17 protein-coding genes and 2 pseudogenes are annotated in these 14,459 nt (G+C 64.1%); 18 read left to right on the top strand and 1 reads right to left on the bottom strand.

Going from position 1 to position 14,459, the window contains the following annotated elements; translation table 11 throughout:
• Window positions 1-5: 5 nt before the first annotated feature.
• The 6 genes from CH292_RS24720 to trmD all read left to right on the top strand — a co-directional run bounded on the left by CH292_RS24720 (window position 6) and on the right by trmD (window position 4,051).
• Window positions 6-1,091, top strand: coding sequence for an amidohydrolase family protein (locus tag CH292_RS24720; RefSeq protein WP_019664265.1), 1,086 nt, complete (start codon window positions 6-8; stop codon window positions 1,089-1,091).
• A complete protein-coding gene (locus CH292_RS24715; RefSeq protein ID WP_037159810.1) occupies window positions 1,088-1,927 on the top strand; it encodes a CPBP family intramembrane glutamic endopeptidase in 840 nt (279 codons plus the stop codon). Before CH292_RS24720 ends, CH292_RS24715 begins: the two co-directional genes overlap by 4 nt.
• A gap of 170 nt (window positions 1,928-2,097) precedes the next feature.
• Complete coding sequence (rpsP, locus tag CH292_RS24710) at window positions 2,098-2,571, top strand: 30S ribosomal protein S16 (RefSeq protein WP_019664263.1); 474 nt, start codon at window positions 2,098-2,100, stop codon at window positions 2,569-2,571.
• The gene (locus CH292_RS24705; protein ID WP_003939023.1) at window positions 2,568-2,810 is read left to right on the top strand and encodes an RNA-binding protein; all 243 of its coding nucleotides are present in this window, start codon (window positions 2,568-2,570) and stop codon (window positions 2,808-2,810) included. The genes rpsP and CH292_RS24705 overlap by 4 nt, the downstream gene beginning before the upstream one ends.
• 9 nt (window positions 2,811-2,819) lie before the next feature.
• A complete protein-coding gene (gene rimM, locus CH292_RS24700; RefSeq protein WP_094655938.1) occupies window positions 2,820-3,350 on the top strand; it encodes a ribosome maturation factor RimM in 531 nt (176 codons plus the stop codon).
• On the top strand, window positions 3,350-4,051 hold the full coding sequence (gene trmD / locus CH292_RS24695) for a tRNA (guanosine(37)-N1)-methyltransferase TrmD (protein ID WP_019664261.1): 702 nt from the start codon (window positions 3,350-3,352) through the stop codon (window positions 4,049-4,051). The genes rimM and trmD overlap by 1 nt, the downstream gene beginning before the upstream one ends.
• 8 nt (window positions 4,052-4,059) lie before the next feature.
• On the opposite strand, the gene CH292_RS24690 is transcribed toward trmD, so the two are convergent.
• On the bottom strand, window positions 4,060-5,016 hold the full coding sequence (locus CH292_RS24690; RefSeq protein WP_256978533.1) for a class A beta-lactamase-related serine hydrolase: 957 nt from the start codon (window positions 5,014-5,016) through the stop codon (window positions 4,060-4,062).
• A gap of 64 nt (window positions 5,017-5,080) precedes the next feature.
• On the opposite strand from CH292_RS24690, the gene CH292_RS24685 reads away from it, so the two are divergent.
• The 12 genes and pseudogenes from CH292_RS24685 to CH292_RS24635 all read left to right on the top strand — a co-directional run bounded on the left by CH292_RS24685 (window position 5,081) and on the right by CH292_RS24635 (window position 14,417).
• Complete coding sequence (locus tag CH292_RS24685) at window positions 5,081-7,429, top strand: Tex family protein (protein ID WP_179278070.1); 2,349 nt, start codon at window positions 5,081-5,083, stop codon at window positions 7,427-7,429.
• 45 nt (window positions 7,430-7,474) lie between these two features.
• A pseudogene (locus CH292_RS24680) lies at window positions 7,475-8,388 on the top strand (hypothetical protein); the annotation flags it as partial.
• Window positions 8,389-8,500: 112 nt separating this feature from the next.
• Window positions 8,501-8,842: a 50S ribosomal protein L19 gene (gene rplS, locus CH292_RS24675; RefSeq protein ID WP_026347639.1), complete on the top strand. Its 342-nt coding sequence runs from the start codon at window positions 8,501-8,503 to the stop codon at window positions 8,840-8,842.
• 119 nt (window positions 8,843-8,961) lie between these two features.
• The gene (gene lepB, locus CH292_RS24670; RefSeq protein ID WP_019664256.1) at window positions 8,962-9,747 is read left to right on the top strand and encodes a signal peptidase I; all 786 of its coding nucleotides are present in this window, start codon (window positions 8,962-8,964) and stop codon (window positions 9,745-9,747) included.
• Between the two features lie 13 nt (window positions 9,748-9,760).
• Window positions 9,761-10,498, top strand: coding sequence for a ribonuclease HII (locus CH292_RS24665; RefSeq protein ID WP_080738245.1), 738 nt, complete (start codon window positions 9,761-9,763; stop codon window positions 10,496-10,498).
• A gap of 43 nt (window positions 10,499-10,541) precedes the next feature.
• Window positions 10,542-10,847 carry a DUF2469 domain-containing protein gene (locus CH292_RS24660; RefSeq protein WP_019664254.1) on the top strand — a complete coding sequence of 102 codons (306 nt, stop codon included), beginning with the start codon at window positions 10,542-10,544 and terminating at the stop codon, window positions 10,845-10,847.
• A 12-nt stretch (window positions 10,848-10,859) separates the two neighbouring features.
• A complete protein-coding gene (locus CH292_RS29020) occupies window positions 10,860-11,018 on the top strand; it encodes a hypothetical protein (RefSeq protein WP_179278069.1) in 159 nt (52 codons plus the stop codon).
• A 199-nt stretch (window positions 11,019-11,217) separates the two neighbouring features.
• Complete coding sequence (locus tag CH292_RS24655) at window positions 11,218-11,556, top strand: Lsr2 family protein (protein ID WP_019664252.1); 339 nt, start codon at window positions 11,218-11,220, stop codon at window positions 11,554-11,556.
• Between the two features lie 273 nt (window positions 11,557-11,829).
• The gene (locus CH292_RS24650; protein ID WP_020110310.1) at window positions 11,830-12,183 is read left to right on the top strand and encodes a YraN family protein; all 354 of its coding nucleotides are present in this window, start codon (window positions 11,830-11,832) and stop codon (window positions 12,181-12,183) included.
• Window positions 12,183-12,434: pseudogene (locus CH292_RS24645) on the top strand (magnesium chelatase domain-containing protein); the annotation flags it as partial. The gene CH292_RS24650 and the pseudogene CH292_RS24645, both read left to right, overlap by 1 nt.
• A 26-nt stretch (window positions 12,435-12,460) precedes the next feature.
• Window positions 12,461-13,855: a recombinase family protein gene (locus CH292_RS24640; protein WP_094655935.1), complete on the top strand. Its 1,395-nt coding sequence runs from the start codon at window positions 12,461-12,463 to the stop codon at window positions 13,853-13,855.
• Between the two features lie 208 nt (window positions 13,856-14,063).
• Window positions 14,064-14,417, top strand: coding sequence for a helix-turn-helix domain-containing protein (locus CH292_RS24635; protein WP_094655934.1), 354 nt, complete (start codon window positions 14,064-14,066; stop codon window positions 14,415-14,417).
• The last annotated feature ends 42 nt before the right edge of the window (window positions 14,418-14,459 follow it).

The following is a 14,459-nucleotide window of genomic DNA, read 5'->3' as shown; positions in this document are numbered from 1 at the left end:
CGGCCGTGGCCGCGTATCGGGTACGAGGACGGGCACTTCCGTCCGAAAGCCTCGTCGAGATCTGGATAGTCGACGGCGCGGTGTCGTCGGAGCCCGTCGCGGGAGCCGACACGCTTGCCGACGACGGTTGGATCCTTCCCGGGCTGGTCGACGCGCACTGCCACGTCGGCATCAAGTACGGCGGCGGCCACGAGGATCTGGCGGGGTCGATCGAGCAGGCCCGCACCGAACGTGACGTGGGGGCTCTGCTGTTGCGCGACGCCGGATCACCGGTGGACACGCGTGTCCTCGACGACTACGAGGACCTGCCGCGAATTATCCGGGCGGGACGGCACATAGCGTCGCCGAAGCGGTACATCCCCGGTCTGGCGGTGGACATCGAGGACGAATCGCAGTTACCGGACGCCGTCCGTCAGCAAGCCCGATTCGGGGACGGTTGGGTCAAGCTCGTGGGGGACTGGATCGACCGCAGTGTCGGGGATCTGCGCCCGCTGTGGGACGAACAGATCTTGAAGGCAGCGATCGACGCCGCCCACGAGGAGGGTGCACGCGTCACCGCGCACGTGTTCGGTGAGGATGCGCTGCCCGGGTTGATCGGTGCGGGCATCGACTGCATCGAGCACGGGACCGGGCTGACCGACGAGACCGTGGACATGATGGTCGAGCACGGGACCGCGCTGGTACCGACACTCGTCAACATCGAGACCTTTCCGTCGATCGCCGATTCCGCGACGAAGTATCCGGTGTACGCACGCCACATGCGCGACCTGCATTCTCGCGTCGCGGACACGGTGGGTCGCGCGCACGACGCGGGTGTGCCCATATTCGCGGGCACCGACGCAGGCGGATCGATTCGGCACGGCCGGATCGCCGACGAGGTCCATGCACTCACCCGTATCGGGATGTCACCCACCGACGCACTCGGCGCTGCCAGTTGGAACGCGCGGACCTGGCTCGGCCACCCCGGTCTCGAGCACGGGGCGCCGGCCGATCTGCTCGTGTACTCCGAGGACCCACGAACCGGGCCGGATGTACTGTCCTCGCCCGATGTGATCGTATTGCGCGGAATTCCGACCAAGCGCCCAGCGTGACATCACCCTTCGGACCCGACCCGCGCACCGGCCCCGACCGGTCCGGCGAGCCCAGCTGGACGGGAATGGCACCGATGAATGCGGTGCACCACGACAGTTCCGGTTCTGCCTCGTACTGGCGAGCCGAGGAGGCCGCCGCGCGCCGACGGCCGCGTGGTCGGTGGGGAATCCCGGCGGCGTCGACGGTACTGCTCGTCAACCTCGCGGGCTTCCTTCTCGCGCCCCTGGTGTTCGACACCGACGTGCCGGGCGTCTACGTGTTGGCGATCATGCTTCCGAGCCTGGCTGCCCTGACGTTGTCGCTCGCGATCAGCTGGAGGCGCGGCAACGGGCCCGTCGTCGACTTCGGCCTTCCCACCTCCGCGACGGAGTTCGGCAACCAACTCAGAACGGGTCTGATCTGGGGTCTTGCAGCGTTGGCGGGCGCGATCGTGCTGGCCTTGGTCGTACTGTCGCAGACGGACCTGGGGGACCAGGTGCCCCTCGCCGGGCTCGGGGTGTTGTCGCCGACGTGGAAAATCGTTCTGGCTCTGTGGATCTGGCTCGGTGCACCGTTCTGTGAGGAGGTGATGTTTCGCGGCATGGCCTGGGGCGCTCTCGAACGGCGTGTACCCCCGATGCGGGGTGCGTGGCTGGGAAACAAGTGGGTGATTCTCGTCGTCACCGCTGTTGCGTTCGCGCTCTGGCACCGGGAGGGATGGCGGCTCGTGATTCTCGTGTGGGGAGGCCTGGCCATCGGTATCGCACGCATGAGATCCGGCTCGGTGATGTCGTCGACGATCGCCCACTCGACCAACAATGCGCTCCCTGCGCTGGCGATTCTGCTCGTCGCTTGACACCGATTAACCGACATCGGGGTGCGTCTGGCACAATAAGACGCTGTTCGCCCGTCACCGGTTACGTACCGTACGGCGGTCACAACACCCCAATCAACGCAAAACCGGGTGCGCAGTCCGTGCGCACCGCTGAATTGCGCCGTGACCACAACGAAAGAGGCTTCACCTTCATGGCTGTCAAGATCAAGCTCATGCGTATCGGCAAGATCCGCACCCCGCACTACCGCGTCGTCATCGCCGACTCTCGCACCCGCCGTAACGGCCGTGCGATCGAGACCATCGGCAAGTACGAGCCCAAGCAGGACCCCAGCATCATCGACATCGACTCCGAGCGCGCACAGTACTGGCTGGGCGTCGGTGCTCTGCCGACCGAGCCCGTCGAGGCTCTGCTGAAGATCACCGGTGACTGGCAGAAGTTCAAGGGCCTCCCCGGCGCCGAGGGCACCCTGCGCGTCGCAGAGCCCAAGCCGTCCAAGCTGGACCTGTTCAACGCAGCACTCGCTCAGGCCGACGCCGAGCCGCTCGGTGACGCAACCACGGCAAAGAAGAAGAAGGCCCCCAAGGCCGACGACGCTGCAAAGGCCGACGACGCCGCTGCCACCGAGACGGCAGACGCGCCGGCCGCCGAGGCTGCTGAGAAGTGAGTGCAGTTGTCGCCGATGCCGTCGAACATCTCGTTCGCGGCATCGTCGCCAATCCTGACGACGTACGCGTCGAGCTGATCACCGGACGCCGCGGGCGCACCGTCGAGGTGCACGTGCATCCCGACGATCTCGGCAAGGTGATCGGACGCGGCGGCCGCACGGCCACCGCGCTGCGCACGCTCGTCTCCGGTATCGGCGGACGCGGAATCCGCGTCGACGTCGTCGACACCGATCAATAAGAACCGACGATGGAACTCGTAGTCGGTCGTGTGGCGAAGTCGCACGGCGTCAAAGGGGAGCTGGTCGTCGAGGTTCGCACCGACGATCCCGATGCCCGCTTCGCCGTCGGCTCGGAGCTTCGCGGACGTGCACCACGTAACCGAACCGACACGATGTCCTACACAGTGCAAGCCGCCCGGGAACACTCCGGGCGGCTTCTGCTGCGCTTGAAGGGCATCGCGGACCGGACGGCGGCCGATGCCCTTCGCGGCACCCTGTTCTTCGTCGAGTCGGACGACCTGCCCCCGTCCGACGATCCGGACGAATTCTACGACCACGAACTGGAAGGCCTGTCGGTCCGCCACGTCGACGGCACCGAGGTCGGGACGGTGAAGGAAGTGCTCCACTCCGCCGCGGGAGAGCTGCTGTCGATCTCACCGGCCGACGGATCCCGCGCCGAGATTCTGGTCCCGTTCGTCGCGGCGATCGTCACGTCCGTATCACTGACCGACGGTGTCGTGATCGATCCACCCGAGGGTTTGCTGGATCCGGAGCCGTGATGCGCCTCTCCGTGGTGACCATCTTCCCGGAGTATCTGGAGCCGCTTCGAACAGCGTTGCTGGGCAAAGCAATCGACAAGGGTCTCGTGTCCGTCGATGTGCACGATCTGCGCGCCTGGACCCACGACGTGCACAAGGCCGTCGACGATTCTCCGTACGGCGGTGGACCGGGAATGGTCATGAAGCCCACGGTGTGGGGTGATGCGCTCGACGACGTTCTGACGCCGGAGTCTCTTCTGGTCGTTCCCACCCCTGCCGGGGTGCCGTTCACGCAGCTCACAGCCGAAAGATGGTCTCGGGAACAGCATCTGGTGTTCGCGTGCGGACGTTACGAGGGTATCGACCAACGGGTGTTCGACGAAGCCTCGACGCGTGTACGCGTCGAGGAAGTGAGCATCGGCGATTACGTGCTCATCGGCGGTGAAGCCGCCGTGCTCGTCATGAGCGAAGCCGTCGTGAGACTGATGCCGGGCGTACTCGGAAACCAACAATCCCATCAGGAGGATTCGTTCTCCGACGGGTTGTTGGAAGGGCCGAGCTACACGCGACCGGTGACGTGGAGAGGGCACGACGTCCCCGACGTTCTGCTCTCCGGTGACCACGCCAGAATCGCGGCGTGGCGGCGCGAGCAGTCCCTTGCCCGGACGCGGGAACGACGACCGGACCTGCTTGCCGATTCGGACGGGCAGTCCGACCCGTAAAAGCCCGGTCAGTCGACCTTCCCGTCCGGGAACAACATCGTCACGAACCCGGTGAGTGTGTCACGCGCATGCTGAGCGCTGCTGTCGTCGGTCACGTCCACCACGGCGGTATCGGGGTAGTGATCCATGTCGTCCTCGTAGTGGATCTCTTCCCGCGAGATCAAGGCCACCACGAATCGGTTGTCGACGCCCACGGTGCCGGTGGACAGATGCAGCCAGCGATCCGCGATGCAACACATCCACCCCTGCTTGATGGCGTGCACCGGCTCACCGGGAAGTCCGTCCACGATGCCGAAATGCTGGTGATAACCGTCGGTGGCCACGGGAGTCGACTCGCGGAGAAGGCCGATCATGAGCGAGGTCGACGCGGGGGACAGCCCACCGGACCCGTCGAGCACCGCAGAGTAGTAGCGCACGAGTTCGGCGGCCGTCGTCGTCGTGTTCCACCACTGGCCGTCCCACTGCCGCGCCGTTGCGGTCAGCTCGTATCGCTGCGCGATGCGCGTGACGATGTCACCCGCGCCGTACTTGTACCAGAGGGTGTTCGCGGCGTTGTCGTCCGACGACTCGAGCATCGTCGTCATCGCCTCCAGGTCGTCGGCGTCGACCGGTACGCCTGCCAGTTCCGCGCCCTTCAGCACGTCGTCCGCGATGAAGAGCTTCGACACCGACGCCGTCTCGATCTGTTCGGTGTCACCCGCGGCGAAATAATCTCCGGTCACGCGATCCAACAACGCGAAGTCCACGTCGGCGCCACGTTCGGCGGAGGAACGGAGTGCTTCGGGGATGCGGGAGTCGAGGTCGAGGTCGTCGACGACCTCGGTATCGGGAAATGGTGATTCGCTCGTGCTCGGAGTGCCGCTGACGGCCGAGTCCTCGGGGACGCTGCAGCCAGAGAAGAGAACCGTTATCGCGGCGAGGAGTGCGGCGCAGGAAACTGCCAGGACTTGCATCGGCCTGGACATCTCGAGTTCTCCCACACTGGTCCGTCGAACAACATGTCCCACACTAGCTGTAGGGTCGTGCGCCGTGACGATTGCTCTGAAAACTGTGAACAAGCGCATAGCCGAGGAACTCGACGTCCGCGAGGATCAGGTCGCCGCAGCGGTGGACCTTCTCGACGGCGGATCGACGGTCCCGTTCATCGCCCGGTACCGCAAGGAAGTCACCGGCATGCTCGACGACGCGCAACTGCGGCAACTCGAAGAGCGCCTACGCTACCTGCGTGAGCTCGACGAGCGTCGTGACGCAGTCATCGAGTCCATTCGCTCGCAGGGAAAGCTGGACGAGGCGCTCGAACAGTCGTTGATGCTCGCCGAGACCAAAGCCCGTGTCGAAGACATCTACCTGCCGTTCAAGCCGAAGCGGCGCACCAAGGCTCAGATCGCTCGCGAAGCCGGCCACGAACCGGTCGCCGACGCACTCATCACGAACCCCGACACCGATCCTGCGTCGTTCGACACCGAGCAACTCGACGGTGCGCGGGCCATTCTGGTCGAGCGGTTCGCCGAGGACGCCGATCTCGTCGGTGAGCTTCGTGAACTCATGTGGACCCGTGGTCAGTTGACCTCCACGGTGCGCAAGGGCAAAGAAGACGAGGGCGCGAAGTTCGCCGATTACTTCGAATTCTCCGAGCCGTTCACGACCCTGCCGTCGCACCGCATTCTCGCTGCACTGCGTGGAGAGAAGGAGGAGGTGCTCTCGCTCGGCCTCGAACCCGAGCAGGAGGAGCAGGCCCCCGGCGTCCCGACGGTGTACGAAGGTCGAATCGCCGCGAAGTTCGGCATCGCGGATCGTGGTCGTCTCGCGGACCGCTGGTTGCTCGACACCGTCCGGTGGGCGTGGCGAACCAAGCTCGTGGTGACGCTCGCGATCGACGTTCGCATGCGACTGCGTCAGTCCGCGGAGAAGGACGCCGTCGACGTGTTCGCCTCCAACCTGAAGGACCTGTTGCTCGCGGCACCGGCAGGCAACCGCGCGACGATGGGGCTCGACCCGGGGTTCCGCACCGGAACCAAGGTCGCCGTCGTGGATTCCACCGGAAAGGTCGTGGACTACGACACGATCTATCCGCACAAGCCGCAGGGCAAGTGGGATCAGGCTCTGGCCACCCTGGCAGCGTTGGCGGCCAAACATTCCGTGCAGCTCATCGCCATCGGCAACGGCACTGCGTCACGCGAGACCGATTCGTTGGCGGCGGAGCTGATCGCGAAGTACCCGGCGGCAGGTCTGACCAAGATCGTCGTGTCCGAGGCAGGCGCGTCGGTCTATTCCGCTTCGGCCTACGCATCGAGCGAGCTTCCCGAGCTCGACGTGTCCATCCGCGGTGCGGTGTCGATCGCGCGTCGTCTCCAGGATCCGCTGGCCGAGCTGGTCAAGATCGATCCCAAATCCATCGGTGTCGGCCAGTATCAGCACGACATCTCCGAGTCCCTTCTCGCGCGCTCGCTCGGTGCCGTCGTCGAAGACGCGGTGAACGCGGTGGGTGTGGATGTCAACACGGCTTCGGTGCCGCTGTTGTCCCGTGTGTCCGGCATCGCCGGGTCCTTGGCGGAAAGTATCGTGGCGCACCGCGATCAACACGGTCCGTTCGCCAGCCGATCCAAACTGAAGGATGTTGCGCGCCTGGGCCCCAAGGCATTCGAGCAGTGCGCGGGCTTCCTCCGTATCTCCGGCGGGGACGATCCGCTCGACCGTTCGAGTGTCCACCCCGAGGCATACCCCGTGGTGCGCAAGATCGTCGATTCGGCAGGAGTCGGCGTACGCGAGGTCATCGGCAACACGTCGCTGCTCCGCGGACTCGACCCACGGACCTTCGCCGACGACCGGTTCGGAATCCCGACCGTCAGCGACATCATCACCGAACTCGAGAAGCCCGGCCGTGACCCGCGCCCCGAATTCAAGACGGCCACTTTCGCGGCCGGAATCGAGAAGGTCGCGGATCTTCGGCCCGGGATGACTCTGGAGGGCGTGGTCACCAACGTCGCGGCGTTCGGCGCATTCGTCGACGTCGGTGTGCACCAGGACGGGCTCGTTCACGTCTCCGCGATGTCGCACAACTTCGTCAAGGACCCCAGGGAAGTCGTCAAGAGCGGCGACGTCGTGAAGGTCAAGGTCATGGAGATCGACATTCCGCGCCAGCGCATCGGGCTGAGTCTGCGCCTCGACGACGAGCCGGGTGCGTCCGCGAAGGACAAGCCGCGCAGCACCGGTGGTCCCCGCGGTGGTGGTTCCCGCGGCGCGGGCGCTCCACGCGGTGGTGACGGCCAGGACCGGCGTCAGCAGCCCCGGCGGGAGAACCGCGGTGGACGGCAGGCCGCCGCGCCTGCCGGTGGGTCGATGGCCGATGCGCTGCGCAAGGCCGGATTCGGTAAGTAGCATGCGACGGGTGGCACGCCCGTCCACGAGGAGCACGATGCAGCGGTGAGTTGGTTGGATCGCGAGATCGTCGCGCACGGACGACTGCCGTTGCTCTGCTTCCTTCTCGGCTTCCTCGCCGGGTTTCTGCTGATCAGGCTCAGCGTCAGGATGATTCGGGCTCAGGTGAAGTGGTGGCCGGGCAACATCACTCCCGGGGGCCAGCACATCCACCACGTCGTCTTCGGGATCGTGCTCATGCTCGTGTCCGGCATCTCGCTCGTTGCGGTGTTCGAGGACGGCACTCGGGAGACGGGAGCCGTCCTCGCAGCCCTGTTCGGCGTGGGCGCTGCACTCGTTCTCGACGAGTTCGCACTGGTGTTCTATCTGAAGGACGTCTACTGGTCCGAGCAGGGCCGAGCATCCGTCGACGCCGTGTTCGTCGCCGTCGCCGGGACGGGGTTGCTGCTGCTCGGTTTTCACCCGCTTGCGCTGCTGAACATCGCCGATATCCGCGCGGACGCCGACCCGGTGATCCGGGCGGGGTTCGTTGCACTGGCGTTGGCCCATCTCGCACTGTGCGCTGTCGTGCTGGCGAAGGGGAAGATCTGGACCGGATTGATCGGGTTGTTCTTCGCTCCCATCCTGTTCGTCGGCGCCCTTCGTCTGGGCAGGCCGGGCTCGCCGTGGGCGCGGTGGCGTTACACCCGCCGACCCCGGAAGATGGAACGCTCGTTGCGGCGAGAACGCACCATTCGTCGTCCCGCGATTCGCGCGAAGATCTACCTGCAGGATCTGGTGGCAGGAAAGCCCAGCATCGACCACGCGCTCGCGGCGACGGAGGACGAACTGGACCGGACAGTTCAGGCGGCGCCTGCCCCGACCGAGTGACACCGGAACGCCCGCCGGCGGTCGCCGAGGCGATTTCGCGTTACCCTCGGTGGTCTGGCACAATGGTCGGGTTGCCTGTACCAGGCACAGACCTAATCGGAGTACGAACCAGCCGAGTTCCGTGTAGTCGGATTTCTTTCCGAACGTGCGGTACCGCTCGGTTCCTCTACTCGTGCGAAGAACGCAAGGATGGCCACACCGATGAACACTCTGGATTTCTTGGACAAGCAGTCGCTGCGCAGCGACATTCCTGACTTCCGCCCCGGCGACACGCTCAACGTGCACGTCAAGGTTATCGAAGGCTCGAAAGAGCGCGTGCAGATCTTCAAGGGCGTCGTGATTCGCCGCCAGGGTGGTGGCGTTCGTGAGACGTTCACCGTTCGTAAGGTGTCGTTCGGCGTCGGTGTCGAGCGCACCTTCCCGGTCCACAGCCCCAACATCGCGCAGATCGACGTCCTCACCCGCGGTGACGTTCGTCGCGCCAAGCTGTACTACCTCCGCGATCTGCGTGGCAAGGCCGCCAAGATCAAGGAAAAGCGCTGAAGTAAGTGCGTCCGGCCGTATTCACACGACAGCCGCATCGCCCCGTCAGGGGTGGTGCGGCTGTCGTGCTTTCGGTGTACCGGTCGATCGCGGAAACCGGGTGCAGCTAATCTGGTGCGGTGTCAGATGCCCCGCAGGATCCACACGATCGATCCGAGTCGCGCTCCGAGGAGCCGACTGCACCCCGTAAGGAAAAGAAGAAGCAGCGTTCGTTCTGGCGTGAACTGCCGATCCTCGTTCTGGTCGCTCTGGTCCTGAGTTTTCTGCTGCAGACATTCATCGCACGCGTGTATCTGATTCCGTCCGAGTCGATGGAGCCGACGCTGCACGGTTGTGCCGGATGCACCGGGGACCGGATCGTCGTGGAGAAGATCGGCTACCGCTTCGGCGATCCGAAACCAGGAGATGTCGTCGTCTTCCGTGGGCCGGATTCGTGGAACAGCGACTTCGTGTCCACGCGATCGGACAACACGATCGTCCGCGGGGCCCAGGAAGTGGGTTCGCTCATCGGCATAGTGGCTCCGGACGAGAACGATCTGGTCAAGCGAGTCATCGCGACCGGTGGCCAAACGGTCGAGTGCTGCGATGATCAGGGACGGGTTCTCGTCGACGGCAAACCGTTGGACGAGCCGTATGTACAAATGGATTTCCCGTTCACGCCAGGGACGTTGACTTGTGACACCGAATTGAAATCCGGACGCTGTTTCCCCGCGGTGACGGTCCCCGAAGGCAACCTGTGGGTCATGGGAGACAACCGAAGCAACTCCGCCGACTCCAGGTTTCACGTGTCCGACGAACTGATGGGCACGGTTCCCGTCGACAACGTCATCGGCAAGGCGTTCTTGATCGCACTTCCGCCCTCGCGCTGGGGGACCCTGGACTCCCCGGACATCCAGGGGCAGTGAGCCGACAGCACCGATGGTCAGTACCAGTCGATCGCGTGGCCGCCCGCCGTGGCCACCCCGCCCTGTCATTCGTAGGTCCTCGGGCCTACGGACGATGGAGTCGGCCCTCGATCGAGGCGGTCTGGGACCGGTAGCGGGCGTCGACGAGGCGGGTCGAGGCGCGTGTGCGGGTCCGCTGACCGTGGCAGCCTGCATCCTGGGCCCCAAACCGTACGCGTCGCTGGCCGACCTGAACGATTCGAAGAAGCTGACCGAGAAACGCCGCGAGGAACTGTTCCCCAAGATCACCCGGTTGGCCCTCGCCTGGAGTGTCGTGTTCATCGAGGCCGAGGAAATCGATCGGATCGGCGTCCACGTCGCCAACATCGAGGGGATGCGTCGCGCCGTGGCAGGTCTGGGAACGACTCCCGGTTACGTGTTGACCGACGGGTTCCGGGTGCCGGGCCTGCCGGCTCCATCGCTTCCGGTGATCGGCGGAGACGCGACTGCCGCCTGCATCGCCGCGGCAAGCGTCCTGGCCAAGGTGTCCAGGGATCGGGTCATGGTCGACATGGACTCGCGGTTTCCCGGATATGGTTTCGCGGTGCACAAGGGATACAGCACGAAGGTTCATGCGGCAGCGATGACCGAGCTCGGCCCGTGCGCCGAGCATCGAATGTCGTACGCGAACGTGTCCGCAGCGAAGAGGGGCGCCGACGCGGTTGCATCCGTGCTGGGCCGAATGGACCTGGACGAGCGGAGTGCGCGATGATGAACCTTCGATGTCGAGCAAGAACGAGGATGAGAGAAAACCGATGAGTGCCGAAGATCTCGAAAAGTACGAAACCGAGATGGAGCTCTCGTTGTACCGGGAGTACCGGGACATCGTCGGGCAGTTCAACTACGTCGTGGAAACCGAGCGACGCTTTTATCTCGCCAATTCGGTGGAGCTGATTCCGCACAACGCGGACGGTGAGATCTATTTCGAACTTCGTATGTCCGACGCCTGGGTGTGGGATATGTACCGCCCGGCCCGTTTCGTCAAGCACGTCCGGGTGATCACGTTCAAGGACGTCAACATCGAGGAACTCGAAAAGCCGGACCTCCGGCTGCCCGAGTAGCGGGGCCATTCGGTGTCGGTCACCGTCTGGTTGTTGGTGCTCGCGGCGATCGTGTACCTCTTCGGCCGCCGTCGGCGCCGACGGAACGTAATGGTCGTTGCGCAGTTGATCGGCGTCAGTGCGGTGTGCTTGGTGGTCGGTCAGGTCGCTTGGCAGTTACTCGATCCCTAGATCGCGTGCAGTTTCGTTCGATGTCGGATTGCGTTGTGGTGCAACAGATCGAAGAATTCTATGCGTAAAACGCGTGACGATCTCGATTTCTCCTTTCCTGACACCGTGCTGTGAATCGCCCTCATTCTTTTGAAACCGGCGATACACGGTGGTAAAAAGAATCGATCAGCATATTCCTTTGACGGTTAGAGGTTCGGACATGGCGCGCAAGACTCTCGTCCAAATGATCGATGATGTCGACGGATCGGTCATCAAAGAGGGGCAAGGGGAAACCATCGAATTCGGAATCGGTGGCAACCAGTACCGGATCGATTTGAACCTGAAGCACGCAAACGAACTTCACGAACAACTTGCGTTCTGGATCGAGCACGCAGAAAAGGTGTCCGGTCGTAAACCTCGTAAGGGATCCGGGTCCGCTTCCCGCGCCAAGACCGATCTTCAGGACATCCGAGCCTGGGCGCGGGAGAACGGTCACGAAGTGAGTGCTCGCGGACGAATCAGCCAGGACGTTCAGGCTGCGTACGAGGCCGCGCACTAGCGTCACCACCTGGTGTCTTTCGGATGCCCCCGCTGTGCAACAGCGGGGGCATCGTCGTGTCCGGGCACTATTCCGCGTCGCGTTCGGCCTTACCATTCGAGACCGACACTATCCCGAGTATCTCGGTCTCGGGCACGTCCGTCATCCACAGTTCTCGTGAATTCCACAGGGCAGAATTCGACGTGGGAATTCACCGTTCCGTCGATCGTCCCTTCGTGCATCGTTCCATCAGGTTCTGCCCACTCGGCGAACCGACGACCGCGAGGGGGACGAGTGTCGAATCAGGAATTGGGGGCGCGCGGTGAGGCCTTGGCCGCGCTGCATTTGGTCGACAACGGGATGGAGCTGATCGACCGAAACTGGCGGTGCAGACACGGTGAACTCGACATCGTCGCCCGTGACGGGGACGTCACGGTCTTCGTCGAGGTGAAGACGAGGTCGGGTACCGGATTCGGGACTCCCGCAGAGTCGGTGACCTACACCAAACAGCAGCGAATCAGACGGTTGGCTCTCGCATGGCTCGACGAACGCGGCGGCCCATGGGTGCGTATCCGGTTCGATGTGGTCGCGATCGTGATGAGCAACGACGGTGATCCCGCGGTCTCGCATCTGCGCGGGGTGTTCTGATGGCGTTGGGGCGCGCATTCTCGGTGGCCGTCAGCGGCGTGGACGGTCAAGTGGTCGAGATCGAAGCAGACATCGGACGCGGCTTGCCGGGAATTCACCTCGTCGGGCTGCCGGATACGGCGCTGAACGAATCCAGGGACCGTGTGAAGGCCGCGGTCAGCAACTCCGGTGCCACCTGGCCGGACACGCGAGTCGTGTTGGCGTTGTCGCCGGCGACGCTGCCGAAAGTCGGATCCGTGTACGACCTGGCACAATGTCAAGTAGTACCCTTATATACATGCAGGTAGTCGTCTACTCCCGGATATCGAAGGACCGTACCGGCGCCGGTTTGGGAGTGGAACGACAACGCGCCGACTGCCGGGAACTGGTCCGGAAACTGGGCTGGACCGTCGTCGCGGAGTTCACCGACAACGACATTTCCGCATACTCCGGCCGTCGGCGTCCGGGATACGAAGCCATGCTGGACGCCGTGCGTTCCGGCCAGGCTCAGGCGATCGTCGCGTGGCACCCGGACAGGTTGCACCGTCGGCCGATCGAACTTGAATCTTTCATCGACGTGTGCGAACAGTTCCACGTCGATATTCGGACGGTCCACGCCGGGACCATGGACCTGTCCACGGCCTCCGGGAAGATGCTTGCGCGCATGTTGGGCGCCGCCGCCCGGCACGAAGTGGAACATTCGATCGAACGACAGAAGCGGGCGAAGCAACAGGCGGCCGTGGAAGGCAAGTTCCGCGGCGGACGGCGATCGTTCGGTTACGAGCCGGACGGGATGACGCTCCGAACGGGCGAGGCCGCGGCGATCCGTGAAGCCGCCACACGGTTACTGGCGGGAGTGTCGCTGTCCCAGATCGCCAGGGAATGGAACGAGGCCGGGCTACGTACCGCGTTCTTCGGAAAAGAATTCACGAGCCGCGACGTGAAGAAGGTCGTCCTTCGGCCCCGGAACGCCGGTCACGTCCTGCACGAGGGCCAGCGCGTCGGCTTCGGCAAGTGGGAAACGATCTTCGATCCCGACACACTGGCGGCGCTGGACTCGTTACTGACCGACCCGGCCCGCCGTAACGCCGACTCGTTCGAACGGAAGTACCAGGGATCCGGCGTCTACGTCTGCGGTAAGTGCGGGGAAACGATGCTGACCGCTACCCAGACCGGTGGGCGTGCTGGCCGGGCGAAGACGTACAAATGTCGAGGCGGTGCCCACCTGGGCCGCGTTGCTGGTCCGCTGGACGACTACGTCAGCACCCTCGTCATCGGTCGGTTGTCGGCCCCGGATGCCGCCATACTCCGGGGTGGCGACGACGCCAGTATCGACGTCGAAGGACTGAAGTCGAAGCGGGTCGGGCTACAAGCTCGCATGGACGAGCTGGCCGAACTGTTCTCCGCTGGCGATATAGACGCGTCACAACTGCGCGCCGGTACCGCGAAGATGCGGCTGGACCTGGACGCGATCGAAGCGGAAATGGCGGCGGCGCGTCGTTCGTCCGTGCTGGCGAACCTCGTCCTGGGAAGCGATGACATAGCCGAAGCCTGGACGGCGCTGTCCGCCGACGTTCGCGGCAAGATCATCGATCAGTTGATGGTGGTTACGTTGCTGCCTGCGCCTCGTGGACGACGCCCCGGCGGCGGCTACTTCGATCCGGAGTTCGTGCGGATCGACTGGCGCGAGTAACAGGCGCCGATCGGTATATCTGACCTATACCGGTTGTGCTGCAACATAATTCGCTGTTTGAGGGGACTATTAAACGCGGCCTGCGTCGGGTAGAACTGTAAATACCGGCGAAGCGGAAGACGCGTTTCGACAGTCCCTGTAGGGCGCTACGTGCGAACCCTTGTACGGAGAGGCGACGGTATCGATCTTCCATCCGTGGAGACACGCCATGCCCACCACTCGAAGCCGGTCTAGTAGCGCCGGATCCGAATATTTCAGCATTCAAGAAGTCGCCGAACGTGTCGGTAAGCACGAACGCACGATCCGCGGCTACATCGAAGAAGGCCGCCTGAAGGCGTACCGCGTCGGTCCCCGTGGCCGGTATCGAATCAAACCGGCCGACGTCGAAGCCATGTTCAGCACCGAACCCAAAGCGGTGGAAACAACCGATGACGTAGCCGATCACGTCGCTCGTGTCCTGGCTTCGGCGCCGCCGCTGACCGACGCTCAGCGGGACCGAATCACGTCACTACTGCGGACCGGATCTGTGCCGAATCGCACTGTGTCAGTTGGTGACTCGTGAAACGGAAAATCCGCCACGGCGCGACTCGTGACGGATCCCCGA

It is taken from the genome of Rhodococcus sp. 14-2470-1a (assembly GCF_002259425.1).
GTDB classification, from domain to species: domain Bacteria; phylum Actinomycetota; class Actinomycetes; order Mycobacteriales; family Mycobacteriaceae; genus Rhodococcoides; species Rhodococcoides fascians_E.
Note: the sequence above shows the minus strand (reverse complement) of the source record. Positions and strands in the feature narration are given on the sequence as shown.